17 protein-coding genes are annotated in these 25603 nt (G+C 71.7%); 9 read left to right on the top strand and 8 right to left on the bottom strand.

The annotated features are described in order from the left end of the window. Positions 1-209 precede the first annotated feature (209 nt). The 4 genes from AC0T5L_RS13980 (at position 210) to AC0T5L_RS13965 (ending at position 6642) form a co-directional block, all read left to right on the top strand. Positions 210-2858, top strand: a complete 2649-nt coding sequence (locus AC0T5L_RS13980) for a molybdopterin-dependent oxidoreductase (protein ID WP_476165888.1) — start codon at positions 210-212, stop codon at positions 2856-2858. After that, the gene (locus AC0T5L_RS13975) at positions 2855-3841 is read left to right on the top strand and encodes an FAD binding domain-containing protein (RefSeq protein ID WP_476165887.1); all 987 of its coding nucleotides are present in this window, start codon (positions 2855-2857) and stop codon (positions 3839-3841) included. The genes AC0T5L_RS13980 and AC0T5L_RS13975 overlap by 4 nt, the downstream gene beginning before the upstream one ends. Positions 3842-4374: 533 nt before the next feature. Next, on the top strand, positions 4375-4713 hold the full coding sequence (locus AC0T5L_RS13970; RefSeq protein ID WP_476165886.1) for a hypothetical protein: 339 nt from the start codon (positions 4375-4377) through the stop codon (positions 4711-4713). 702 nt (positions 4714-5415) lie between these two features. Next, positions 5416-6642 carry an MFS transporter gene (locus tag AC0T5L_RS13965; protein ID WP_476165885.1) on the top strand — a complete coding sequence of 409 codons (1227 nt, stop codon included), beginning with the start codon at positions 5416-5418 and terminating at the stop codon, positions 6640-6642. A gap of 514 nt (positions 6643-7156) precedes the next feature. Here AC0T5L_RS13965 and AC0T5L_RS13960 read toward each other — a convergent pair. From AC0T5L_RS13960 to AC0T5L_RS13945, 4 genes are all read right to left on the bottom strand, one after another. Beyond that, entirely contained in the window at positions 7157-8107 is a 951-nt protein-coding gene (locus AC0T5L_RS13960; RefSeq protein ID WP_476165884.1) for a D-alanine--D-alanine ligase family protein, read from the bottom strand. 56 nt (positions 8108-8163) lie between these two features. Further along, the gene (locus AC0T5L_RS13955) at positions 8164-9396 is read right to left on the bottom strand and encodes an aminotransferase-like domain-containing protein (protein WP_476166014.1); all 1233 of its coding nucleotides are present in this window, start codon (positions 9394-9396) and stop codon (positions 8164-8166) included. 907 nt (positions 9397-10303) lie between these two features. Further along, positions 10304-11602 carry a GAF domain-containing protein gene (locus AC0T5L_RS13950; RefSeq protein WP_476165883.1) on the bottom strand — a complete coding sequence of 433 codons (1299 nt, stop codon included), beginning with the start codon at positions 11600-11602 and terminating at the stop codon, positions 10304-10306. 434 nt (positions 11603-12036) lie between these two features. After that, positions 12037-13584, bottom strand: a complete 1548-nt coding sequence (locus AC0T5L_RS13945) for a PucR family transcriptional regulator (protein WP_476165882.1) — start codon at positions 13582-13584, stop codon at positions 12037-12039. A gap of 263 nt (positions 13585-13847) precedes the next feature. On the opposite strand from AC0T5L_RS13945, the gene AC0T5L_RS13940 reads away from it, so the two are divergent. The 5 genes from AC0T5L_RS13940 (at position 13848) to AC0T5L_RS13920 (ending at position 21164) form a co-directional block, all read left to right on the top strand. Then, positions 13848-15326, top strand: a complete 1479-nt coding sequence (locus AC0T5L_RS13940) for a sodium:solute symporter family protein (protein ID WP_476165881.1) — start codon at positions 13848-13850, stop codon at positions 15324-15326. 80 nt (positions 15327-15406) lie between these two features. Continuing rightward, positions 15407-16360, top strand: a complete 954-nt coding sequence (gene speB / locus AC0T5L_RS13935) for an agmatinase (RefSeq protein ID WP_476165880.1) — start codon at positions 15407-15409, stop codon at positions 16358-16360. A gap of 4 nt (positions 16361-16364) precedes the next feature. Continuing rightward, complete coding sequence (locus AC0T5L_RS13930; protein ID WP_476165879.1) at positions 16365-17990, top strand: thiamine pyrophosphate-binding protein; 1626 nt, start codon at positions 16365-16367, stop codon at positions 17988-17990. Positions 17991-18178: 188 nt separating this feature from the next. Beyond that, entirely contained in the window at positions 18179-19681 is a 1503-nt protein-coding gene (locus AC0T5L_RS13925; RefSeq protein WP_476165878.1) for a purine-cytosine permease family protein, read from the top strand. Positions 19682-19721: 40 nt separating this feature from the next. Then, entirely contained in the window at positions 19722-21164 is a 1443-nt protein-coding gene (locus AC0T5L_RS13920; RefSeq protein WP_476165877.1) for an aminobutyraldehyde dehydrogenase, read from the top strand. Between the two features lie 92 nt (positions 21165-21256). Here the strand turns inward: AC0T5L_RS13920 and ddaH are convergent, their stop codons facing one another. The 4 genes from ddaH to AC0T5L_RS13900 form a co-directional block, all read right to left on the bottom strand. Then, positions 21257-22087, bottom strand: a complete 831-nt coding sequence (gene ddaH / locus AC0T5L_RS13915; RefSeq protein WP_476165876.1) for a dimethylargininase — start codon at positions 22085-22087, stop codon at positions 21257-21259. A gap of 554 nt (positions 22088-22641) precedes the next feature. After that, positions 22642-23598: an extracellular catalytic domain type 1 short-chain-length polyhydroxyalkanoate depolymerase gene (locus AC0T5L_RS13910; RefSeq protein WP_476165875.1), complete on the bottom strand. Its 957-nt coding sequence runs from the start codon at positions 23596-23598 to the stop codon at positions 22642-22644. A 367-nt stretch (positions 23599-23965) separates the two neighbouring features. Next, positions 23966-25111, bottom strand: coding sequence for an RNA polymerase sigma factor (locus tag AC0T5L_RS13905; RefSeq protein WP_476165874.1), 1146 nt, complete (start codon positions 25109-25111; stop codon positions 23966-23968). Between the two features lie 6 nt (positions 25112-25117). Beyond that, complete coding sequence (locus tag AC0T5L_RS13900; RefSeq protein ID WP_476166013.1) at positions 25118-25525, bottom strand: YciI family protein; 408 nt, start codon at positions 25523-25525, stop codon at positions 25118-25120. Between the last annotated feature and the right edge of the window lie 78 nt (positions 25526-25603).

Raw genomic sequence — 25603 nt, 5'->3', positions numbered from 1 at the left:
TTCGTCCCGGGGCTGTCGGGACACTCCTCGTACACGCCTCTGCCCGTGAGCGCGTTCGGCGCTCCGCCCACCCCGGACGGGCACCGCACCTGACGTCCACCGGTGGCTGGCTCCGCTTCCGGAGCCGCGCGCCGTGCGCAAAACTCGTTGACAGTCCACAGAGGACATGCATAAGTTGTCAGTGACAACTTCGATCGAGGAAAGCGCCCATGAACGTTCAGGTGAACGGCTCCTCATCCCCCGCCCCCGACTCCCCCGAAACCACCGCGGCCGAGCACATCCGCGACCGGCTCGGCCTGACCGGCACCAAGGTCGCCTGCGGTACCGGGGTCTGTGGTGCCTGCACCGTCCTGGTGGACGGCGCACCCACCGCCTCATGCCTGCTGCCCGCCGACCGCCTGGCCGGCAGCACCGTCTCCACCGTGGAGGGGCTGGGCGGCGACCACCCCGTCCAGCGCGCCTTCGCCGCCCACGACGCGCTCCAGTGCGGTTACTGCACACCGGGGTTCGTGGTGGGGGCGTCCGCCTTCGTCGACGCCTGGCGCGCCGAGTACGGCGACACCCGGCCCGGCCGCGAGAGCGTGGCCGACGCCCTGGCCGGGCACCTGTGCCGCTGCGGTGCCTACGAGGGGATCTTCGCCGCCGTGTCCGCCGCCTGCGCCGGTGAGTTCGACGCTGAGCCGGACCGCGACCCGCCTCGCGCGGACGCTCTGGACAAGGTCACCGGTCGCGCACGCTTCAGTACCGACATGGTGCCCGAGGGCAGTTGGGAAGGGGTGGTCGTACGCTCCGCACACGCCCATGCACGAGTGCGCTCCGTCGGCCCCGGCGGGGCGCGGAGCGATGCCACGCGCCTCCCCGTCCCGGGCCAGAACGCGGACGAGCAGCCGGTGTTCGTCGACCTGTTGGGCGAGGAGCGCCTGGTGCGCTACGTCGGCCAGCCGATCGCCGCCGTCGCCGCCCCCACCCCGGCCCTGGCCCGCGCCGCCGCCAAGGCCGTACGGGTGGACTACGATCCCCTGCCCGCCGTGGTGGACACGGACGAGGCCCGGGCTGAGGGCGCCCCGCAGGTGTACACCACGCGTGCCCAGCGTCGGGCCGCGCCCTCCTACGGTGAGGCTCCCACTCCCCCGGCCCCGTGGCGGGGCAACGTGCACGGCCCGGCCGTCGCCAGTTGGCGCGGCACCACCGCCTTGCGGCGCCTGCGCAGGGCCGCCGAACGCGACGACCCGCGCCTGGTGGCCCAGGAGTACAGCACCGCCGTCCAGCTGCACAGTCCGCTGGAGCCCCACGTGTGCGTGGCCTCCTGGGACCGCGCCGGGGCACTGACCCTGCGCGTGTCCACCCAGACGGTGGCCAAGGTCGCCCAGAAGGCCGCCGAGCGCTGGGAGCTACCACCGGAGAAGGTGCACGTGGTCAGCGAGTACGTCGGCGGCGGCTTCGGCGCCAAGAACGGCCTGTCCGCGGACGTGGTGGCAGCGGCGGAGCTGTCCCGGCTCGCCCACGCACCGGTGCGCGTGTCCTTCGACCGCGCCGAGGAGCTGACCGACGCCGGACACCGCGCCGCCACCCGTACCCGGGTGGCGCTGCTGGCCGACGCCGGCGGGGACCTGGCGGCGATGACCGTGGACTCCCACGGCGACGGCGGTGTCGCCGTGGGCTCCACCACTGCCACGCTCGGACTCTTGGTGTACGGGCGCTCACCGCGCAGGGCCCGGGACTTCGACGTGGTCACCCACCGCCCGCCGGGCCAGCCCATGCGCGCGCCCGGCGGCGCGCCGCTGGCCTGGGCCCTGGAGCAGGCCGTGGACACCATGGCGGACCGGCTGGGCGAGGACCCGCTGTCACTGCGCCGGCGCTGGGACGGCAATCCCAAACGACAGGCGCTGTACGAGAGGGTCGCGGCCCTGGACCTGTGGCGGGAGCGCCCGCGCGGTCCGCGCACCGGCCGGTTCCGGCGCGGGGTCGGTATCGCCTCCTCCAACTGGCTCTACCTGATGGGCCCCAGGGCACAGGTGGAGCTGTCGGTGCGGGGCGGTGAGGTGGTGGTGCGCTCGTCCACCCAGGACATCGGTACCGGCATCCGCACGGTCCTGGGCGAGGTGGTCGCCGACCGTCTGGGGGTATCCGCGTCCGACCTGCGCGTGGAGATCGGTGACAGCTCCTCGGTGCACGGCACCGGTTCCTTCGGCAGCCGCACCACCACGTCCATGGGACCGGCCGCGGCCGAGGCGGCCGACCGGTTGCGCGCCGCTCTGCGTGAACACGAGCCAAGGGTCCCGGAGTCCGGACCGATCCCCGAGCACGCCTTCAAGGACGCGCTGACCGCCGCCGAAGGCCTGCGGGTGGTCGGCGAGCGCGGCCGGGACCGCCGGGGCGCGCTGACCCCCGACATGGGCGACCTCGCCGTGGGCCGGGGCATGAGCGGCGCCGTGCACGTGATGGAGGTGGAGGTGGACACCCTGCTGGGCCGGGTGCGCCCCACCCGGTGCTGGGCGGGGATGGCCGTCGGACGCGTGTACTCCGAACGCCTGGCACGCAACCAGTGCGAGGGCGCCGTGGTGCAGGGCGTGGGGTACGCGCTCTTCGAGGAGCGCCGTCACGACCCGGCCACCGGGGTGGTGCTCACCGACAACCTGGAGGACTACCGGCTTCCGGGTATGGGCGATGTTCCCGAGACCGAGGTGTACTTCCACCAGGAGGGGTTCGAACACGCCGCGGGTGCCGGGGTCGGCCTGGGCGAGGTGTCGGTGGTGGGCGTGGCCGCGGCCGTGGCCAACGCCGTGCACGACGCCACCGGCTGGCGCCCCCACGACCTGCCCATCCGTCCGGACCGACTGATCAGGGGACTGCGTTGACCGCCACCACACGACCTGAGGACCTGGACCGGGCCCTGGCCCGGCTGAACGGAACGGGTGCCCGCCCACGCGCCGGGGGCACCGACCTGACCGCGTGCCTGGCCACCGGCGTGCTCGCTCCCGCACCCGTGGTGGACCTGTCCGGGGTGGGTGAGCTGCACGGGGTGGAGTGGCGCCCCGACGGCTCGGCCCGGGTGGGCGCGCTGACCAGCGTGGGCGGTCTGGCCGGGGACCCGCGGCTGGCCGACGCCTATCCGGCGCTGACCGACACGGCCCGGGAACTGGCCACCCCGCAGGTGCGCAACGCCGCGACCCTGGGCGGCAACCTGCTCCAGCGCAACCGGTGCTGGTACCTGCGCAACCCGGCCTTCGACTGCTTCCAGACGGGCGGGGACTCCTGTCCGGCACGCGGGGGCGATCACCTGTACGGGGTGGTCGTGGACCAGGGGCCGTGCGCGGCGCCGCACCCGTCGTCGCTGGCGGTGGCGCTGACGGCCCACGACGCGTCGGTGCTGGTCGCAGGTGGGCAGCGGAGCGAGATGGCGGTGGCGGACCTGTACGAGGCCTCCGACCCGACCCGCGACCACGTGCTGGAACCGGGGCGGGTCCTGGTTTCGGTGGTACTGCCGGCTCCGGTGCCGGGCGAGCGGGCCGCCTACCGCAGGGCGACCGGCCGTTCCCGGGCGGAGTGGCCGCTGGTGGAGGCGGTGGCCCGGCTGTCCCCGACGGACGGGAACGGCCCGGTGGGTTCGGCGGCGGTGGCCGTGGGCGGGGTCGCGCGTACCCCGCTGCGCCTGCCCGGGGTGGAGGCCGCCCTTGTGGGCGCGCGTCCGGGAAGCCCGCTGGACGCGGACGTGGAGGGGGCGCTGGAGGACCTGGCCGGCCTGTGCTCCCCGCTGCCCGCGACCGGATACAAGGTGGACCTGCTGCGCGCCACCGTGCGCGACGTGGTCGAGCGGGCTCTGGACGCGCCGGGACGCTGACACCGGCTGGGCCGGTCCCCGGGCTCCCGCGCCCCCGGGGACCGGCCCTCACCGAGGGCCCAGGGCCCGCGCGGGTCAGCCGCCCGGCACGGGGCACCCGGGCACAGCGAGCGCGAGGAGGATCCCTGTACCCAAGGGCAGGCCACCATCGGTCCGGACGGCACCGGACTCAGCGCGCCGCAAGCTCAAGTCCACGCACATGGAGCGCACGGTGTTCGGCGAGAGCGTCGGATCCCACCCGTCCGTGGTGGACACCCCGGCCGGACCGCTCGCCACTCCCGTACCGATGGTCCCGCCACGCACGAAGAGGGCGAGGGCCGTGGTCATCTTCGTCCTCGTCCACGGTTCCTGGACCTGGAGTGGCCACGTCCGAGACCCGCGCCGATGGCGCTGGCCACGCACGCCGAGCACACCGAGGCGCTGCCCGACACCCTCTGCTACGTGCTCCCGCCCCGGGTCCGCAAGGCGGACCTGCCCGCGATACGCCAGCAGTTCCGGCACGGGACCGGCGCGTCCCCGGAGGAGAAGCGGCCATGGAGCACGGCGCCTTCGTCCGCCACTACCAGCGGGTCTGCCAGGACAACGTGATCCTGCCGCCGACGCCACCGGAGGACAGGGCTCCCACCGACGACGAACTTGGGTCGGTCGCCGAGCGCGTGTACGACGTCCTCTCCCACCCCGGGGTGGGCGGGCTGCCTGGTTCCCGGCCCTCGGCTGATGTGGGCGCTGCGCGACATGCGCGCGCAGTGGATCGCGCGCCCGGCTCCACCACGTGCAGCGGGACCCCGCCGTCGGCTCAGCGCAGCTCAGCGGAGTGGCCGCTGGCGGAGGCGGGGCGACTGGAAGTAGGGCCGCACGCGGTACCGCGCTGATACGCACCCGTCCGCGCCCCGGCAGGCCCCCGCTCACCGGGCAGGGCGGATCATCGCGGGCAGTTCCCACACCGGTGTCCCACCGGGTGGAGCCGTCGTCGGCCGCGGACGCGGAACGCGACGTCGCCGCTCGCCCGCGAGGAGCGCCTCCCAGCGCACGGGAGATCACACACGCACGAAAATGCGCAACGCGTCCGACCGACACCTGGAGTTCCAGGTGATAACTGGATCCGGGTGTTTCGCATCACATTTTCCTCCCGAAATCCCCCGGATCCGAAAAAGATCTTTCCCATTGAACACGAAAAAGCGGAAAGAAATTTTTACCTGCGGCATACGCACACACACAAGGATGCGCCGAAACGCCGCACGGGCTGGCGGATAGCCGGGATGTGATGGTCATTTTAATTCTGTCAGACAATCCTCCTGATTATTGACCATGGTTAGCACGACGGACAAAACTAGTGTTCTGTCCACATTTACGACTCGATACTTTCTCACCTTTTCTGCATGCCCAAAACCCTCACCAAAAGGCTTCTTTTGAGGAGGCGTGCCTTGTAATCTCCTGACTTCGGCCATCCATGCGCCGAACAGGATGTACGCGCCCAGCCTCTCCAGGCGTGCGCGCGCCTCTCATCTCCGCTGTCGGTTCGCCTTTTTCCGCCGACGGCAGGACCGATTTCACTGACCCATAGAACGTGGAGAGTGTCCGTGAGACCCGACGCCACACACCGCGGCCCAGGGCGTAATACCGGCCGCACGAAAGCCCTCTACGCCCGCGCCTTCCTGACCGGGTATTTCTTCCTGACCGGGGCGATCCTGCCCATATGGGCGTCCCACATCCCTGCGGTCAAGGAACAGAGCGGCGCCGAGGCGGACCAATTCGGATTCGCTCTCCTGTGCATGGGTGTCGGTGCGATGGCCGTCGCCCGGGTGGGCGGCGCGCTGATCGACCGGTGCACTCCCCGCTTCGTCGTCGTCCCGGCCGCCGTGGTCGCCTCGCTCTGCCTGCTCCTGCCCGGAACTGCCACGGACCCCTCCCAGTTGGCCGCGGCGCTGTTCGTACTGGGCGCCGCCCATTCCCTGCTCAACGTCAGCGTCAACACGCAGGCCGCGCTTCTCCAGCAGCCCCTGGGGCGTTCGCTGCTGTCGTCCTTCCACGCCTTCGTCTCACTAGGAGGATGCTTCGGCGCTCTGTGCGGTGTCGTGACCGCCCACGCGGGCTTCGGCCCTCTGGCCACCTTCCAGATCATGGGGGGTTCCCTGGCCCTGGCGTCCGTGGGCCTCGCGATCGGGTTGTTCCGCTACGGGACGCCGCCCCCCGCCCGCCTCCGCCGGGAGGGCGGGAACCCGCGACGCACGGCGTTCTCGCCTCTGCTTCTGGCGCTGGGCGTCCTCTCGTTGGCGGCCATGCTCACCGAGAGCGCGATCCAGGACTGGAGCGGTCTCTATGCGCAGGAGAGCGTGAACGCCTCCGGTGCGTTCGCGGCGTCCGTCTTCGCAGTGTTCACGTTCACCATGACGCTCGGCCGCCTCATGGGGGACCGGCTCGCCTTGTGGTTCGGACGTGTGAACCTGCTCCGGTCGGGCGCCGCGGTGGTGCTCTGCGGTTTCTCCGTGGCCCTGGGTATCCCTTCCCCACCGTCCTTGCTGGTGGGATTCGCCCTGGTCGGGCTCGGGCTCTCCTGCATGGTGCCGCAGCTCTTCAACGCGGTCGCCGAGATCGACCCCCGTCACGTCGGCAGGAACCTGGGCACGGTCGCCGCGATCGGTTATCTCGGCCCCTTGGCGGGTGCCCCGGTGATCGGGGTACTGGCCGCACAGGGCGGAGTACAGAGCGGCCTCCTGCTGCCCGTGCTCCTCGTCTGCGTGCTCGCCCTGGGCACGGGCGCGGCGCGTCCGCGACCGGTACCCGCCTCGCACTGCCCCTGACGGATCCTCGCGCCGGCGTCCTCTGCCGTACGCGAGGGTCCGGGGCCCGCGTCGGCTTCGACGGGCGCCCGGGGAAGGCCCCGAAGGAATCCGACGCTGTTGGTTAATTCGAGGTCCTGACCCCGCCTGACGCCGGTCTCCACGATCCTTGGCCGTGGAGGCCGGCGTCGTCGTAGGGGATGGGTGCCGATGTCGATACGGCCGAAGGAACCAGGCCAGGTCCCGGCGGATGCCGGACGGCGGGGTCTGGCCAAGACCAAGCTTCAGCATCAGCCCACCAGTGCCGCGATCAACCTCGCCCGTACCGAGGCCCACCTCTTCGACACACCACGAGCCCGTACCCGCACCCGCCGCTTCGCACGACTTCGCCCCGCCGAGCAACAACTCGACGGGGCGAAGTGGCCAGGGCTCCGAACCAACCAACAGCGTCGGAAGCATCCGGCGGGGCCCGGTTTAGCGGAGTGCGTCGGGCCGAGCAGGCCAGGTGTCCTCGGCGACGCTTCCGGCCGACCCTCTAACCGCGCAGCAGTGCCTGGTGGGCCAGTTCCCGGCACACGACCGCGAAGTCCAGTCTGGCGGCGGACGCCGCCATCGGGAACGTGGAGGTCTCGGTCAGGCCCGGGGCCACGTTGACCTCCAGGAAGGTGACCTCACCGTCGTCGCCCACGATGACGTCGGTGCGGGAGAAGTCCCGCAGACCCAGGGTGCGGTGCGCGGTCAGCGCCACCTCGGTGGCGGCGGCGATGGCGTCGGTGTCCAGGCGCGCCGGGCAGAAGAACTCGGTACGTCCCGCGGTGTAGCGGGCGGCGTAGTCGTACACCCCGCCGTCGGGCACGATCTCCACCGGCGGCAGCGCCACCGGCCCGTCACCGGTGTCCAGGACGCCCACGGCCAGCTCGGTGCCCTGCACCTGCTCCTCGACCAGGGCCGAGTCGCTGTAGGCGAAGCAGGACACCAGTGCGGCCGACAGGTCCTGCACCGAGTCGACCGGGGCGGCGCCGAACGCGGAACCGCCCCGGTCGGGCTTGACGAACAGCGGAAGGCCCAGCCGGTCGGCCAGCCGCTCCAGCAGCGCCGGGGCGCCCAGGTCGTGGAAGGCCGACTTGGGCAGCACGGCGCCGTTCGGCACCCGCACGCCCTTGTCAGCCAGCAGCGCCTTGGCGGCGGGCTTGGAGTAGGCCAGGCGGCAGGCACTGGGGCGGGCGCCCACGTAGGGCGCACCGACCAGTTCCAGGATCTCCCGGATGGCGCCGTCCTCGCCCGCCGACCCGTGCAGGACGGGGAAGACCACCTGCGACGGGTCCTGGGAGAGTCGGTCCAGCAGGCCGGAGTCGACATCGGCGACCTGGACCTCCACGCCCAGGCGGCGCAGCGCCTCGGCGACACTGCGTCCGGAGTGGACGCTCACCTCGTGTTCGGGGGACAGGCCCCCGGCGAGAACGAGAACCCGGTCAAGGTCTGCCACGGCGCGGACCTCCTTCTGTGCTGCTGTCATGATTCTTGCGCCCTCGCGCGGGGGTGTCAGGGCAGGTCGGGAGCGGGGGTCTGCGTGCCCCCGGAGTTCGGGGCCAGGGTGGTGCCGAACGTATCACGCAGGTCGACCTCTCCCTCGATGGCTCCGACCAGGCGGCGCACACCCTCGCGGATCTGCTCGGGTGTGGGGTAGCAAAAGCTCAGACGCATGTTGGCGCGGCCGCGCTCGTCAGCGTAGAAGCCGGTACCGGGGACGTAGGCGACCCGCTCGGTGACGGCGCGGGGCAGCATGGCCTTGGCGTCGATGCCCTCGGGCAGGGTGGCCCAGACGAAGAACCCGCCCTCGGGGCGGGTCCAGGTGCAGCCGTCCGGCATCATCGCCGTCAGCGCGCTGAGCATCGCGTCGCGGCGCTCGCCGTACATGGTGTTGAACGTCTTGATCTGCTCACGCCAGGGGAAGGTGTTGAGGTAGCGGCGTACCACCAGCTGGTTGAAGGTGGAGTGGCTGAGCATCGCCGACTCGGCGGCCAGGACGAGCTTGGCGCGCACGGCGGCCGGTGCGAGCGCCCAGCCGATACGCAGGCCCGGGGAGAGCGTCTTGGACAACGATCCCAGGTAGACGACGTTGCCCTCGCTCTGGGAGTAGAGGGTGGGCTCGGGGTCACCGTCGTAGCGCAGCAGGCCGTAGGGGTTGTCCTCGACGATGAGCACGTCGTGGCGCTCGCAGGTTTCGACCACGCTGGCACGCCGCTCGGTCGACATGGTGATCCCCGCCGGATTCTGGAAGTTGGGGACGGTGTAGAAGAACTTCACCGGCCGCCCGTCCAGTTCGGCGCGGACCAGCGCCTCCTCCAGTTCCTCGGGGATCACGCCCTGCTCGTCCATGCCCACGTGGCGGATGTCGGCCTGGAAGGCGGAGAAGGTGTTGATCGCGGTGACGTAGGTGGGTGCCTCGGTCAGGACGATGTCATCGGGGTCGACGAAGACGCGTGTGATGAGGTCCAGCGCCTGCTGGGAGCCGACGGTGACGATGACGTCGTCAGGGCTGGCGGTGATGCCCTCCAGCGTCATGTAGTCGCAGAGCTGTTCGCGCAGGACGGGGTCTCCCTGGGCGGACCCGTATTGCAGCGCGGCCGCGCCCTCCTCGGAGACGACGTCCTTGACCAGCTCGCCGAGCTGGTCGAGCGGCAGCGCCGCGACGTTGGGCATGCCTCCGGCGAGGGAGACCACCTCAGGGCGGGAGGCCACCGCGAAGAGGGCCCGAACCTCCGATGCGACCATGCCCTGTGCTCGGCGTGCGTAGCGGCCGACGTGCGGGTCAATACGCGAGCCCTGTTGGCCGGGCTGCTGCTCTCGGTGGTCAGCGGACACGGTCCACCTCCGAAGGAAGGACGGTCTGTGGGGTCAACGGGATGTCGGCCGGGAGCTTCCGGTCCCGGGTTCGACGCCCTTGTCGTCCCCGTAGTTCACGCGGTGCTTCCGCCCGCGGCCGGACTGCGGGGCCTGGGGCGGTCGGTCTGGCCGAGCCGCGGGTGAAGGCGGCTCAGTAAATGCACAGAGTCTAGCCCAGCGTCCGGGTACGAACACGGGGGACGCCCTTTGCACACTGTTCAGCACACCGACCACATCTGTCTCCTTCGCCCCGTTTCCCCTTGTGGGTACCCATCTCAGCACGCGACTCACGCGACTCACGCGACGAGGCCAGAACATGGCCGCTCTTTCCGGGGCGGCGCGGGCGCGGGACGTACTCAGGCGCCCGTACAGGGTGGGCTCCCGTGCGTCGCGGGGCGTTCGCCGCGAACCCTGGAACAGGCGTCCGTCCCGGAGGCGGCTTCGGAATGGAGGCCGTGGGAGACACGGGTGACGTGGCGCGGATCCGGTCCCCGCCCGTACCACGCGATGCGTCCCAGAGGAGGGACTCCTCTGGGACACACCGTCAGCGCGATGGCCGCGGGGCTCCCCCGAATCCCCGTGGGCGGCCATTCCCAGCCCGATGACACTTCTTTCCGTGTCTCCTTCGGAACCCCCCTCAAGGTCCGAAGGCCGTGAACATGCCACATATCCACCGGCGGCCGATCCGTCGTGCCCTCTCTTGCCCGATGATCATCGCCGGTCCGGGCCGCGCACGCACAGTCCACCGCATGGACGCCTGGACGGCAATGGTTGCACTAGGTTGCGACACTGTCGCCTAGAGCCATGGCGTGGTTCCGCCGCGGAGTGCCTCACGCAGAGCGTGTACCCCCGGAGCCACCGAACCGGGCAGCAGGTCCTCCGGATGTTCGGGACCCGACACCCGGACCCGTACCTCCTCGCTGAACCGGTAGGGGCGGCTCTCGATGATGCCGCCCAGGTGGCGGCGCACACGTGAGAGCTCGGCACGCACCGTCACCATGTGTCCGTTCGCACCGAACACGTCCCGGGACAGCTGCGCGCCCGTACGGCCCTCCCGGTGCACGGCCAGCAGCAACAGCAGCTCCGCGTGACGCGGGGTGAGCCGGTGCGACCACTCCCCGCTGGTTCCGGACACCACCATGGTCGGTGAGGAACCGACCAGGTCCAGGGTGACCGTGGAGGGCGCGGACCGCTCCACCGGCCGGGGCCGGACCAGCCAGCCGCCGGGCAGGGGTTCCAGGGCGCACTCCCCCAGCGCGGGCAGCCAGGCCGTGCCCGTGTCCCCGTGCTTGGGCAGCAGCACCCGCCTGACCGGCTCCGTGTGGACCGCGGCCGCGGTCCACCCGGCGTCGTCCACCACCAGCGCGCGCTCGTTCATCCCGGCCACCAGGGGCGCGGCCACCGAGCGCAACCGTTCCAGGTGTGTGTGGTGGATGCTCTGCAAGTGTGCCTCGGCCAGCCGGGCCACCGCGTTGACCAGTGCCAGGGTGGAGGGGTGCACGGTGGACACCGGGCCGGTGACGTCGACGGCACCGAGCAGGCGCCCGTCGCGGGGATCGTGGATGGGGGCGCAGGCGCAGGTGAGGATGTGCAGGCTCCGGACGAAGTGCTCGGCGGAGTAGACCTGCACGGGCCGGCCCACGGCCAGGGCGGTGCCGATGGCGTTGGTGCCGGTGCTGCCCTCGTTCCAGAAGGCGCCCTCCACGAGTCCCAGGCGGTCGCCGACGGTGCGGATGCGGCGGGACCCGTCACGCCACAGGACCTGGCCGGAGGCGTCGGTGACCAGCATGATGTGGTCGGCCTCGTCGGCGACCGAGACGAGTGAGCGGCGGATCAACGGCAGGACCTCGGCGATCGGGGAGGCGTCGCGGTGGCGCTGGAGTTCGTCCAGGCGCGCCATCCGGGGCGGCGGCGCGTTGTCGGGGTCGATTCCGAAGCGGCGCGTGCGCCCCCAGGAGTCCTCGATGACCGGGCGCAGCGGGGCGGGCGACGGGTCTCCGGCGAGCGCGGCTTCGTGCACCCGCCGGAGCAGGTGCGCGTGCTCGCGGGCATCGACCCCGGTGGGCAGGGCCGTGTCCAGTGGAGAAAACGGCATGTGGCCCCCTGACCTCAGGTTCACAACGGCGTTCACCAGTCTCCCGCTTCGGGTTCGGCAGAGTGAGGGAAATGGGGACATACCCATGTTTTCGGAAGTGGAGAACATCACTGATTCCACTCCTCCACCGGATTATGCCCCACCACATCCGCGCCTCCGACGGTGATTACGACCTTGAGGGCCGACATGGGCCGCGAAGGCCTCCCGCCTCGACACGGGATGCACGTCGCGCTCCCGAAACAGGGCCCAAGGCAGGAGAACGTCCGCCGCCATCACGGCCACGAAAACCGGACACAGCGTTACCGGAACCGTGCAATTGGCCGGTAACGGTCGATCATTTCCACCCGCCAGAAGCAAAGGCGGCGTCATTGGACAAAATACGCATAAGCACACAGGAACATTCCCATCGGGCGCCAGCGAACCCGACGCCCGGTTCAACCGTCGAAACGCCAGCGGGTCAGTGCGAACCACAGGCGCATACGCTGCTCGGCGTCGGCCAGGTCCACACCCAGGTCGCGTTCGATCCTGCCGATCCGGTAGCGGACACTGTTGCGGTGGGCGCCCAGGTCGGCGGCGGCCCGGTCCCAGTTGCCGTGCCGAGTGAGCCAGGCCCGCAGGGTGCGGCGCAGAACGCGGGCGGAGTCGCTCTCCTCGGCCAGCGGGCCCAGGACACCGCGGGCCAGATCGTCGGCGGCCGGGCCCATAAGGGCCTCGAAGGGGTCGGCGCCCTCCTCCAGCAGCGGCCCGCCGACCACGCGGGCACGTGCGAGCAGGGCCGCGGCCCTGCGGTCCGCTCCGGTCAGCTCCGCCGGGGGCACCGGTCCGCTCAGGGCGCCGATCCATCCATGGGTGAGGAGTCGGTCCAGGTGGTCGCGGTGGACGGCATCGCCCCGGTCGGCGAGGACGGCGCGCAGCCACCCGGGACCGGCCTCCGTCAACCGGGTGCCCAGGGGCAGCGTGGCGGGGGAGGTGTGGCGCCTCCGGCCGACCGGACGGGCGTGCAGGACCCGGTAGGCGCCGGGGCCTTCGGTTCCGGCGGTCGCGGAGCCTTCGTCCTCGGGACTGGTGAGGCCGGCCAGCAACGGTGCGGCCTCCTCGGTGAGCCCGCCTTCCAGGAGCAGGCTGGCGAGCAGGCTTCCCGGGACGGGTGGGGTGTCCCGCTGGGATGTGCGTGCGAGCAGCTCCAGCAGGGCGGTCGCGGTACGCAGAACGGCGCGGTCGGTGATGCCCAGCGGTGCGGGGCGGCCGACCAGGACCACACCGTGCTCCTCCGGGGGCGTGCCCACCGTGTGCAGGAAGACCTCGTCTCCGTCCGCCTGGGCCTTGGCGCTGCGAGGCCCCCGGGGCCGGGTGAGCCGGCCCGTGAGTTCGCGCAGCTCGAGGGCCGGCTCCGGCGGCGCGCCCGGTGTGCGGTGGGCACCGCCCGGCATGGAAGCGGAGGAGCGTGCCAGGACCGCCCAGCCGTGAAGGGCCTCGGCCAGCACGCGCAGGATCCGGTCCACCGGGGCGTCGTCGGTGACTGCGAGCGCCAGGGCCTGGTGCGCCTCACCGAGGCGGCGCAGGTCGCGCAAGTGCAGTTCCTCCAGTTCGGCGCCGACCGCCTGGCTGACGGCGGTGAAGGGCGTGGGACGGGGCACCTCCACCAGGGGCAGGCCTCGTACGCGGCACTGTTCGACCAGCCCGGCGGGGATGGTGTCATGCACCGGGGTAACGCCGAACCCGACCGCGCTGACTCCGGCCGTGGCCAGGGAGTCCACGTAGTCGCGCAGTCCGGCATGGGTCTCCGGCAGGTTGACGCCCGCGGTGAGCATCAGTTCGCCACCGCGCAGATAGGCGGCCGGATCGACCAGCTCGCTGACCACCGCCCAGCCGATTCCGGGGTCGCCCGCCGCCACGACGGTGCTCAACCCCAGGTCGCGGCGGCCCACGACGGTACTCAGCGGCACCGTGCGGCCGTCCGCCCGGGTCGCGGCCCCGCCCATGGCTTCCCCCCTCGTGTGGCCTGCGGTCCCCCGCCGCCCGAAAAAGCCGGGCGGGGGCTCGGTCGACACGCCCCGGAGTCTTCGCACAGGAATGCGCTGACCGCACGGCCTAGATACCTCATCCAGATAAGCACACCGAGTTGTGCGGTTCGTCCACTGGAGTGCGCTCCGGCGCCTGCCTAACCTGACCGGAGCTTGTGTGACCTGCGCCAATGTCGCCGCCGATCACTCCCTCGCATACCCCTCGTTCGATCAGGAGCACCATGCACATCGACCTCGCGGTGATCGCCGCCTACCTGCTGGGCATGGTTGCCCTGGGCTGGTGGGGCATGCGCCGTACGCGCGACAGGTCCGACTACCTGGTGGCCGGGCGCCGTCTGGGCCCGCTGATGTACGCGGGCACCATGGCCGCGGTCGTGCTGGGCGGCGCCTCCACCGTCGGCGGCATCGGTCTGGGCTACACCTACGGTCTCTCCGGCGCCTGGCTGGTCGTGGCCATCGGCGTCGGTATCCTCACGCTGCATCTGTTCTTCGCCAAGCGCATCTCCCGGCTGCGGGTCTACACCGTCTCCGAAATGCTGGACCTGCGCTACGGCGGCAACTCCCGGGTGGTCTCGGGCCTGGTCATGTGGGGCTACACCTTCATGCTGACGGTGCCCTCCACCCTGGCCTTCTCCACCATCTTCAGCGGCCTGTTCGACCTGCCGCGCACGGTGGCGATCATCCTGGGCGGCGCCATCGTGGTGCTCTACTCCACGATGGGCGGCATGTGGTCGGTGACCATGACCGACATGGCCCAGTTCGCCGTCAAGACCGTCGGGCTCGTACTCATCCTGACCCCGCTCGCGGTCTGGTCGGCGGGAGGCTTCTCCGGGATGCGCGAGTCGCTGGACCCCTCCTACTTCAGCCCCACCGCCATCGGCGGCGAGACGATCCTGACCTACTTCGTCATCTACTCCCTGGGACTGCTCATCGGCCAGGACATCTGGCAGCGCGTCTTCACCGGACGCAACGACAAGGTGGCCCGGGCCGGGGGCATCGGCGCGGGCGTGTACTGCCTGGTCTACGGCGTGTGCGGCGCACTCATCGGCACCGCCGCGGCCGCGCTCTTCCCGAACCTGGCCAACCCCGACGACGCGTTCACGCTCATGGTCGACGCCACCCTGCCCGTGGGCGTGGCGGGCCTGGTGATCGCGGCCGCCCTGTCCGCGGTGATGTCCACCGCCAGCGGTGCCCTCATCGCCTGCTCCACGGTGACCTCCACCGACCTGTGGCCGCAGGTGCGCCGCCTGTTCGGCCGCACCGCCGAGACTACCGGCGACAAGCGCGACGAGGTCGCCGCCAACCGGATCTTCACCCTGGTCCTGGGCATCGCCGCCATCGGCGTGGCCCTGGTGGTGGACGACGTGGTCGCCGCGCTGACCCTGGCCTACAACCTGCTCGTGGGTGGCCTGCTCATCGCCATCCTCGGCGGACTGGTGTGGAAGCGCGGCACCCGAGCGGGCGCGCTCGCCTCCATGTTCGCCGGTTCGGTGTCCGTCATCGTCACGATGGCCCTGACCGGTCTGCTCGCCAACGAGCCGATCTACGTGGGCCTGGGTACCGCCCTGGTGGTCTACGTGGTCGTGAGCCTGCTGACCCCGCCCACCGACCCGGCCGTGCTCGCCACCTGGCAGGACCGCCTGCGGGGAGGGGACGCCAGCAAGGAGCCGGTCGCCGAGCCCGCGGGCACCGCCGACTGACCGGGGGCACCCGTCCACGGACCGGAACCGACCGGACAACACCATCGACAGCACCGACGAGAGAGGGACACCACCACCAGATGAACGCACCGATCGGACCCACCGACTCCAGCCTCGTGCCGCGCTTCGCCGGACCGGCGACCTTCGCCAGACTGCCCCGTATCGACCAGGTGGAGCGGACTGACATCGCCGTGGTCGGCGTTCCCTTCGACACCGGCGTCTCCTACCGCCCCGGCGCCCGGTTCGGCCCCTCGGCCATCCGTGAGGCCAGCCGTCTGCTGCGCCCCTACCACCCGGGGCTGGACGTGTCCCCGTTCGCCAGCGCGCAGGTGGTCGACGGCGGCGACATCGCGGTCAACCCCTACTCCGTCGGCGACGCCGTGGAGACCCTGGACGAGGCTTCCTCCCAGTTCGTACAGGCGGGCACCCGCCTGGTCACCCTGGGCGGCGACCACACCATCGCGCTGCCGCTGCTGCGCTCGCTGTACCGCCAGCACGGGCCGATCGCCATGCTGCACTTCGACGCCCACCTGGACACCTGGGACACCTACTTCGGCGAGCCCTACACCCACGGCACCCCGTTCCGCCGGGCCGTGGAGGAGGGCGTCCTCGACACCGAGGCCATCTGCCACGTGGGTACCCGCGGCCCGCTGTACGGCAAGAGGGACCTGGAGGACGACCGCCGGTTCGGGTTCGGCATCGTCACCGCCGCCGATGTCATGCGCAAGGGCGTGGACGAGATCGCCGACGCACTGCGCCAGCGCATCGGTAACCGCCCGCTGTACGTGTCGGTGGACATCGACGTGCTCGACCCCGCGCACGCGCCCGGCACCGGCACCCCGGAGGCGGGCGGCCTGAGCAGCCGCGAACTGCTGGAGATCCTGCGCGGGCTGTCCGCCTGCAACCTGGTGGGAGCCGACGTGGTGGAGGTCGCACCGGCCTACGACCACGCCCAGATCACGGCCACCGCCGCCTCGCACGTGGCCTACGACCTGGTCAGTGTCCTGGCGCTGAACCACACGACGAGGGGATGAGCCCGTGGACGCGCAGCGCAACGGCGGTGACCTGGTCACCGAGACCCTGACGGCCCTGGGCGCACGGGTGGCCTTCGGCATCCCCGGGCAGCATGCCCTGGGGTTGTTCGACGCGCTGCGCCGGGCGCCCCGGCTGCGGTTGGTCTCCAGCCGGGTGGAGAACAACGCCGCCTTCGCCGCCGACGGATACGCCCGCCGCACCGGCGAGGTGGCGCCTCTGCTGGTCTCCACCGGGCCGGGCGCACTGCTCACCCTGGCCTCTCTCCAGGAGTCCAGGGCGGCCAGCGCACCGGTACTGGTGATCAGCAGCCAGATCCCGCGCGCGGGGCTGGGCGGCGGGCGCCACGGGTACCTGCACGAGCTGCCCGAGCAGTCCGCCAGCTTCGCGGGCGTCACCAAGTCGGTGTTCACGGTGCGGCACGCCTCGCAGATCCCGTCTGCGCTGGCCGAGGCCTGGCGCACGGCCGCCCACGCGCCCGCGGGCCCGGTGCTGGTGGAGATCCCGCAGGACGTGCTGTTGGAGGCGACCTCGGTACCGCCGGTGGTGGACGTGGACCCGGCCCCGGAGCCGCTGACGCCCCGGGCCGAGGTCGTGGCCGAGGCCGCACGCCTGTTGGAGGAGGCCCGGCGCCCGGTCGTCCTGGCGGGCGGAGGTGTGAGCCGCTCGTGCGGACAGGCGGAACTGCTGGAGCTGGCCGAAGCGCTCCAGGCGCCGGTGGCCACCACCTTCGGAGGCAAGGACGCCTTCCCCTGGGACCACCCGCTCTCGCTCCAGTCCTGGCTCGAGGACCGGTACACCACCGACTACCTGGAGAGCGCCGACGTGCTCCTGGTGGTGGGTTCGGGTCTGGGCGAGCTGTCCAGCAACTACCACACCCTCGCGCCGAAGGGACGCGTGGTGCAGGTGGAGGCCGACCTCGGCAAGCTGGAGTCCAACCACCCGGCGCTGGGTGTGCACGGCGACGCCGCGCTGACCCTGGCAGCCCTGGCCCGGAGGGTGGGGCGCCGCCCCGCCGACCCGGACACCGCCGCCGGGGTGGCGAGGGTGAAGGCCGACGTGTCCGCCCGACTGGACTCCCAGGACCTCGCCGCGGAGCGGGCGGTGCTGGCGGCGGTGCGTGAGGCCCTGCCCGAGGGCGCGCCCAGCTTCTGGGACATGACCATGCTGGCCTACTGGGCGTGGTCCGCGTGGGATCCGCGCGGCGGCCAGGCGCACTCGGCGCAGGGCTCGGGCGGCCTGGGATACGGGCTGCCCGCGGCCATGGGCGCGGCGGCGGCCGGAAGCGGCCCGGTGCTGGCGGTCTCCGGAGACGGAGGCGCCATGTACTCGATCGCCGAGCTGGCCACCGCCCGCCAACACGACCTGGACGTGACGTGGCTCGTCGTCGACGACGGCGGCTACGGCGTCCTGCGCGAGTACATGGAGGCCTCCTTCGGGGAGGCCACCCACACCGAGCTGGCCCGCCCCGACTTCGTGGCGCTGGCCGCCGCGTTCGGGGTACCCGCCACGCTGAGCGGTCCCGAGCGGCTGCGTGAGGACCTGGCGGCGGCCCTGGCCGAGCCCGGACCCAGCGTGGTCGTTCTGCCCATGGTGCTGGGGCTGTTCGCCCCCACGCACCTGGACGGATGACCCGCCCCGTCCCGCACGGGGCCCGAGGGCTCCCGTGCGGGGCCGCGTGTCAACGGCGCCGCGCGGCCCCGAACCCCATCCCCTGACAGCAGTTCCCCGTGGGCGACCACGGGAGGACTCCTCCCCTGGAGTAAGCCGTGTCCACATCCCACAGACCAGCACCAGCGGCGCCGGACGCACCACAGAAAGTGACCGAGGTCGAGAGCTTCGGCGTCGCGCCGATCCCGGTGCGCGCGCAGACCTCGCGTCCCTTCGACCTGTTCCGCCTCGCCTTCGGCGGCGCCAACACCTTCGCCACCATCATCCTGGGCACCCTGCCCATCGCCTACGGACTGGGATTCGCCGCCTCGGCGGCGGCGACCGTGGTCGGCGTGGTGGCGGGCGCGCTGGTCCTGTCACCGATGGCGCTGTTCGGCCCGCGCACCCGCACCAACAACGCAGTGTCCTCCGGCGCGCACTTCGGCGTGGTGGGCCGCTCCCTGGGCTCCCTGCTGTCACTGCTGACCGCCGTCACCTTCTTCTCCATCTCGGTGTGGGTCAGCGGTGACGCGATCGTGGGCGCGGCCGCACGTTTTGGCTACGACGGCGGGGACTGGCTGCGCGCGGTCTCCTACGGGGTCATCGCCGTCGCGGTGTTCGCCGTGTGCGTGTTCGGCTACCAGTTCATGCTCCTCATTAACAAGATCGCGGTGGTGGCGGGCAGCGCGCTGATGCTGCTGGGCATCGTGGCCTACGGCGGGGCCTTCGACCCCTCCTACGCCGGAACCGGCGACTACGCGCTCGGCGGGTTCTGGCCGACCTGGGTGCTGGCGGTGCTGACCATCATGGCCAACCCGGTCTCCTTCGGCGGGTTCCTGGGCGACTGGGCGCGCTACATCCCCGCCAAGCGCTCCACCCGCTCGCTGCTGGCCGCGCCGTTCCTGGCCCAGGCCGCGACCCTGCTGCCGTTCGGCTTCGGGCTGGCCACCGCCACCCTGGTCGCTGATCCGAGCGACTACGTGGCGGGGCTGGCCGTGGCCTCCCCGCTCTGGTACGCCCTGCCGCTGCTGCTGGTGGCGCTGATCGGTGGCCTGTCCACCGGTACCACCGCCCTGTACGGCACAGGTCTGGACTTCTCCTCCCTGGTGCCGAAGCTGAACCGGGTGCAGGGCACCGTGGTGGTGGGCTGCCTGGCACTGGTGCTGATCTTCGTGGGCACCTTCCTGTTCAGCATCGTCGACACCATCAACGCCTTCGCCATCCTCATCGTGCTGCTCACCTCGCCGTGGATGGTCATCCTCATGCTCGGCTACCTGTTCCGACGCGGCTTCTACCTGGTGGACGACCTACAGGTGTTCAACGAGGGCCGCAAGGGCGGCGCCTACTGGTTCCACCGAGGCGTGAACTGGCGGGCCGTGGCAGCGTGGGCACTGGCCGCCCTGGTCGGCCTGCTGTCCGCCAACACCCCGATGCTGGTCGGACCGCTGGGGAACCTGGCGGGTGGGATCGACCTGAGCCTGCCCGCGGCGCTGGTGACGGCGGCGATCGTCTATCCGATCGCCGTGACCGCCTTCCCCGAGCCGCGCTCGGTGTTCGGGCCGCAGGGTCCGCGCCTGGTCCCCTCCGCACCGGACGATCCGCAGGCCTCCGACACCCCCGGTGCCCCGGAGGAGCGGCAGGACGAGCCCGGCACCGCCCCTGCGGCTTCCTGAACCGCACGCACACACCCATCGCAACCGACACGAGGACCACATGCGCATCCACGCGTTCGACACGCTGCCCAGTTTCGTCGATGGAAAACCGCTCCCGCCCGAGGACGACCGTGCCCTGGACCTGGTCGACCCGGTGACCGGGCGGGTCGTCGGCCTGGCCGGGATCAGCGGCCCCGCCGAGGTGGAGGAAGCCATGGCCTCCTCCGCCCGGGCCTTTCGCGAGTGGCGCCGGCAGGGCACCCCGGCCCGGCGCCAGGACGCCCTGCTGGCGCTGGCCGACGCCCTGAACGCACGCGCCGAGGAGTTCGCCGACGCCGAGTGCCGCGAGACCGGCAAGCCGCGCGCGTCCGTGCTGGAGGAGGAGATCCCCTTCTGCGTGGACACCCTGCGCTTCTTCGCCGGCGCCGCGCGCCACCTGGAGGGGCGCGCCGCCGCCGAGTACCTGGAGGGGCACACCTCGTGGGTCCGCCGCGAGCCGGTGGGCGTGTGTGTGGGGATCACCCCGTGGAACTACCCGCTGATGATGGCGACGTGGAAGATCGGCCCGGCCCTGGCCGCCGGGAACACGGTGGTGCTCAAGCCCGCCGAGACCACCCCGACCACCACGGTCATGCTCGCCGAGATCGCCGCCGAGGTGCTGCCCGCGGGCGTGCTCAACACGGTGGTGGGCGACCGCGACACCGGCCGCCTGGTGGTGGAGCACCCGGCGGCGCGGCTGGTGTCGCTGACCGGATCCACCCGTGCGGGTGTACAGGTGGCCCAGTCCGCGTCGGCCGACCTCAAGCAGTTGCATCTCGAGCTGGGCGGCAACGCCCCGGTACTGGTCCTCGACGACGCCGACCCGGCCCGGACCGCCTCCGGCGTGGTGGCCGGCGCCTTCCTCAACGCGGGCCAGGACTGCACCGCCGCCACCCGCGTGCTCGTGCACGAGCGGATCCACGACGCGTTCGTGGCCGAACTGTCCCGGCAGGCCGCCGCGCAGGTCACGGGCAGGCCCTCCGGGGAGGCCAGCGACTTCGGACCGCTCAACAACGCCGACCAGTTCGCCCGCGTCACGGGGCTGCTGGAGCGCCTGCCCGCACACGCGGTGGTGGAGGCCGGCGGGCACCGGGTGGGTGAGGAGGGCTTCTTCCTGGAGCCCACCGTGGTGTCGGGACTGCGTGCCGACGACGAGATCGTGCGTGAGGAGGTCTTCGGCCCCGTGGTCACCGTGCAGCGGTTCTCCAGCGAGGAGGAGGCCGTCGAGCTGGCCAACGGGGTCGAGCAGGGGCTGGCCTCCTCGGTGTGGACGGCCGACCATGCCCGCGCCATGCGGGTCAGCGCCGAGCTGGACTTCGGCGCGGTGTGGATCAACAGCCACGGCGAGCTGGCTTCGGAGATGCCGCACGGCGGGTTCAGGCACTCCGGGTACGGCAAGGACCTGTCGGCCTACAGCTTGGAGGACTACACCCGGGTCAAGCATGTGATGAGCGCCCTGCGCTGATCCGTGCGGGGGCGGTGCCAGCGGCCCCGCGCCCGTTCCGGCCTGGCGGCCGGCTTCCGCGCGGGGGCGCGCGTAAGCCAGTCCGCCTCGTGTCAGAGGGGCACGTCGCGCAGCTCCAGAGTGCAGCACTTGGCTCCGCCCCCGGCCTTGCGCAGTTCGTCCATCTCCACCGGGTGCACGGTGTAGCCGAGCGCGTCCAACCGGTCCGCCAGGGCGGTGGCCTCGGCGGCGATGACGACGTCGCGGCCGTCGCACACGGCGTTGAGGCCGAGTACCGCGGCGTCCTCCTCGGTGGCCAGGAGCGCGTCGGGGTAGAGGGAGCGCAGCACCCGCCGGCTCCCGGCGGAGAAGGCACCGGGGTAGTAGGCGATCTGCTCTCCGGAGAGGGCGAACAGCGCGGTGTCCAGGTGGTAGAAGCGCGGGTCGACCAGCTGGAGGGTGACGACGGGGCGGCCGAGGAAGCGCTCGGCCTCCTGGTGCGCGGCCGCCTCGGTGCGAAAACCCGTGGCGGCCAGGACCACGTCGTCCATGGTGATGAAGTCGCCCTCGCCCTCGTTGACGTGCTTGGGCTCGCGGGTCTCGGTGTAGCCCGCCTTGCGGAACCAGTCCAGGTAGGCGGGGCCCTCGGGGGTGCGTTCCGCGCTGGCGAAGCGCGCGCCGTAGACCCTGCCGTCCACGACCAGGGCGCCGTTGGCCGCGAAGACCATGTCGGGCAGGCCGTCGACGGGGGCGATCTCGCTGACCCGGTGCCCCAGGGCGAGGTGGAGGCCGCGCAGCCCCTCCCACTGTCGGATGGCCCGCGCGCGGTCCACGCCCGCTGAGGGGTCCATCCAGGGGTTGATCGCGTACTCGACCGCGAAGTAGGTGGGCCTGCACATGAGGTAGTGACGTGGAAACGGTGCCGAACCGGCCGGTCGAGCCATGGAACCTCCCGTGGCCGCGCGGAACGCTGGACAGCCCTCGGTGGTACATGCATTTACCACATCGTGGTCTCCGCGCGGACGAAGAGGGGATACCCGACTTCCGGGACCGGTCAACAGAAGGTTCCCCACGGGGTTCTCCACGCCGGCCCCGGGTCCGTGCCGCCGGCCGCGGAAGGCCGGCGCCACGGAGCGGCGGAACCGCCCGGGGGTCAGGCCGCGGAGCAGGCCGATCCGTTGAGGGCGAAGGCGGTCGGCTGGCCCGGGTCACCGGCGTGGGTGGCCTGTTGATGTCCTCCCCGGAGTGGACCCCGGGGATTGCGACCGGCCCCTGCGGACCGGTGGCGCTACGCGCCTCGCGGCACCCGCCGGTTCCTGCTTCACAGGCCCGCGCCGAAGACGACGTCTCCGGTCTTACCATGCCTCCACAGGCGTTTAGCGTCTCCGGTCATCCCTCGGCGACGATCACCCGGGACTTGGTCATCGCCACCGGACATTACACACAGTACTGACATCCATCCAAAGAGTAAAAACCAGAGGCGATTCACCCCCCGGCGTCAACGCCCAAGCACTCTCGCATCGAGGCCGAAGAAGGTGATCGCGCGCGCGGCCATGCCGCTCTCGAACAGGTTGTGGCCGGTGCCCCGCAGACTGACGGCCTCCACGGGAGCCTGGTCGCCGGTGGCGCCGTAGCGGGTGCGGGTCCAGCCGGGCCGGGGATGGTCGGTGCTGACCGGTGTCTGGCTGAGGCCGTGGACGTTGGTCCACTGCTTGACCTCCTCGCCGAAGTTCACGTAGTCCAGGGTGTCGTCCTCGGTCCCGTGCCACAACTGCATGCGTGGCCGGGAGCCGGTGTAGTCCGGGTAGGAGGCGCGGACCAGATCACCCCACTCCTGCGGGGTGCGGCTGATCGTGCCGGTGGAGCAGGCGTTGTTCCATCCGGAGCCGTCGGTGGTGGCGAAGCAGCCGAACGGCACGCCGCTGAACGCCGCGCCGGCGGCGAACACGTCGGGGTAGTTGGCGAGCATGACGTTGGTCATCATGGCTCCGGAGGAGACACCGGTGACGAACACGCGCTCGGTGTCGGCGTCGTGGGTACGGGTGACGTAGTCGATCATCGAGCGGATTCCCACAGGGTCGCTGCCACCGCCGCGGCTCAGCGCCTCGGGTGAGGACACGTCGAAGCACTGGCTGTCCCGCGTGACGGATGGGTAGATGACGATGAAGCCGTACTGGTCCGCCAGGGAGGCGAACTCGGTGTCGGAGTGGAAGAGGGGTCCGGTTCCGGTGCACCAGTGCTGCGCCACCAGGACCGGCGGCTCCTCGGTGACGCTGTCCGGCACGTAGAGGTACATGTCCAGGCCGCTGGGGTTGGGGCCGAAGTCGGTGACCTCGGTCAGCGTGGCGGCCGAGGCCGCGGGCGCGGTGAACAGGAGTGTTGCCAGCATGGGCAGGACGACTGCGGCGAGTGTGCCTGTCGCCCTGGCGACGGTGTTCGTGCGTTCGTTGGTCACGTTCCTGGCCTTCCCGACGGGGGGTGGGGACCACTGCTGTGCCTGCCGTGGCCAGCCGCGGTGGCGGATGGACTCACGACGGGCGCGTCCCCTCTGGGCCGAAGGGATCGGCCGGCCGCCGAGGGGCGGGGGTGCTTTCGCGGGGGCAGCAGTCGTCGGTGATTTTGGGAGCGCTCCCAAGCAATATCGGCGCAACGAGAGGATCCGTCAACCGTCCCTGTGGGACTGATCCGGTGTGCGTCCGGGGTGGGCCCGGTTCTCCCGAAGGTACGGCTCGGGGCTGCCCGAGGCGGTCCGACCGGCCAACGGGGTGAGCGGGACCGTCCCTGTCGGGCCGGTGACACCCTGCCGCCCTTCGAACGGACGCTCAACCGCGCAGCCGCGCGTTGAGCCGTGCGGCCTGTCGCGTGAGGTGGCCGCGTTCGGGGAGGTTGGGCGCTGATCGGGCGGCTTCGGCGTAGAGCCGCGCCGCGGTGGCCGGGTCGCCGTCACGCTCGTACAGGTACGCCGCGGCGGCGGTGTGGCGGGGCATGGAGGGGTCCAGCCCCGCCAGGGCCGACAGGCCGGCCCGCGGGCCGTCGGCCTCTCCGACCGCGACGGCCCGGTTGAGGCGGGCCACCGGGCTGTCGGTGAGCCGCACCAGTTCGTCGTACCACTCGACGATCTGCACCCAGTCGGTCTCCCCCACCGTCCGGGCGTCGGCGTGGAGCGCGGCGATGGCGGCCTGGGCCTGGAACTCGCCCAGGCCGTCGCGGGTGAGGGCTGTCTGGAGCACGTCGACGCCCTCGGCGATCAGGCGGGTGTCCCACAGGCCGCGGTCCTGCTCGGCGAGGGGCACGAGCCTGCCGTCGGGGCCGGTCCGTGCCGGGCGCCGTGCGTGGTGGAGCAGCATGAGCGCGAGCAGGCCCGCGGCCTCCTCATGGTTGGTCCTGCCCGCCAGCTGGCGAGTGAGCCGGATCGCCTCGCCGGCGAGGTCGACGTCGCCGGAGTAGCCCTCGTTGAAGACCAGGTAGAGCACGCGCAGCACGGTGGCGACGTCACCGGGCTGGTCGAACCGGACGCCCGAGACGGCCCGCTTGGCCCGGCTGATGCGCTGGGCCATGGTCGCCTCCGGCACGAGGTAGGCCCGCGCGATCTGACGCGTGGTCAGGCCGCCGACCGCGCGCAGCGTGAGCGCGACGGCCGAGGCCGGTGTCAGGGACGGGTGCGCGCACAGGAAGTACAGCTGGAGCGTGTCGTCCGCCGCCTCGCCCGGGCCGGGCACGGGCTCGTCCTCGACGCGTACCTCGCGCTGCCGCCGGAAGGCGTCGGAGCGGGCGGCGTCGAGGAACTTACGCCAGGCCACGGTGACCAGCCAGCCCTTGGGGGACCGCGGCGGGTCGTCCGGCCACACGCGCACGGCCTCGACCAGGGCGTCCTGCACCGCGTCCTCGGCCGCCGCGAAATCGGCTCCGCGACGGACGAGGACGCCGATCACCGCGGGTGTGAGGGTCCGCAGCAAGGCCTCATCCACCGTGCGTCACTCCGTGATGGTCGGTGGCGCGGCCAGGAACGGGCGCACCTCGAGCCACTCGTGGATCGGCTTCCCACCCGCTCCCGGAGCCGCGGACAGCTCGCCGGCCAGCTCCAGTGCCCGCTCGTAGGTCTCGACGTCGATCACCATCCAGCCGGCGATCAGGTCCTTGGTCTCCGCGAACGGGCCGTCGGTGACCGGCGGCCGCCCCTCGCCGTCGTAGCGGACGAACGTGCCCTCCGGGGAGAGCGCCTGGCTGTCGACGAACTCGCCGGCGCCCTCGAGCCGATCGGCGAAGTCCCGCATGTACTGCACGTGGGCCGAGACCTCCTCCGGTGTCCACTGGTCCATCGGCACGTCGTTGACCGGTGCCGGCGCGCCCCGGTAGTGCTTGAGCAACAGGTACTTGGCCATCATGTTCTCCTTGGTGCGGTACGGCCCATTGTGGCCGTGTCCACTCCGGGGACGGAGCCGCGCACGGGTTCTCGACAT

It is taken from the genome of Nocardiopsis sp. TRM 82005, from assembly GCF_056312425.1.
The sequence above is the reverse complement of the archived record's forward strand: the minus strand, read 5'-3'. Positions and strand labels throughout refer to the sequence as shown.

Excerpts from the sequence above, each read along its gene's own strand:
- speB (WP_476165880.1), top strand. The coding sequence starts at position 15,407 with ATGAACGCACCGATCGGACCCACCGACTCCAGCCTCGTGCCGCGCTTC.
- AC0T5L_RS13900 (WP_476166013.1), bottom strand. The coding sequence starts at position 25,525 with ATGGCCAAGTACCTGTTGCTCAAGCACTACCGGGGCGCGCCGGCACCG.
- ddaH (WP_476165876.1), bottom strand. The coding sequence starts at position 22,087 with ATGGCTCGACCGGCCGGTTCGGCACCGTTTCCACGTCACTACCTCATG.
- AC0T5L_RS13945 (WP_476165882.1), bottom strand. The coding sequence starts at position 13,584 with ATGGGCGGGGCCGCGACCCGGGCGGACGGCCGCACGGTGCCGCTGAGT.
- AC0T5L_RS13940 (WP_476165881.1), top strand. The coding sequence starts at position 13,848 with ATGCACATCGACCTCGCGGTGATCGCCGCCTACCTGCTGGGCATGGTT.
- AC0T5L_RS13950 (WP_476165883.1), bottom strand. The coding sequence starts at position 11,602 with ATGCCGTTTTCTCCACTGGACACGGCCCTGCCCACCGGGGTCGATGCC.
- AC0T5L_RS13955 (WP_476166014.1), bottom strand. The coding sequence starts at position 9,396 with ATGGTCGCATCGGAGGTTCGGGCCCTCTTCGCGGTGGCCTCCCGCCCT.
- AC0T5L_RS13980 (WP_476165888.1), top strand. The coding sequence starts at position 210 with ATGAACGTTCAGGTGAACGGCTCCTCATCCCCCGCCCCCGACTCCCCC.
- AC0T5L_RS13970 (WP_476165886.1), top strand. The coding sequence starts at position 4,375 with ATGGAGCACGGCGCCTTCGTCCGCCACTACCAGCGGGTCTGCCAGGAC.
- AC0T5L_RS13920 (WP_476165877.1), top strand. The coding sequence starts at position 19,722 with ATGCGCATCCACGCGTTCGACACGCTGCCCAGTTTCGTCGATGGAAAA.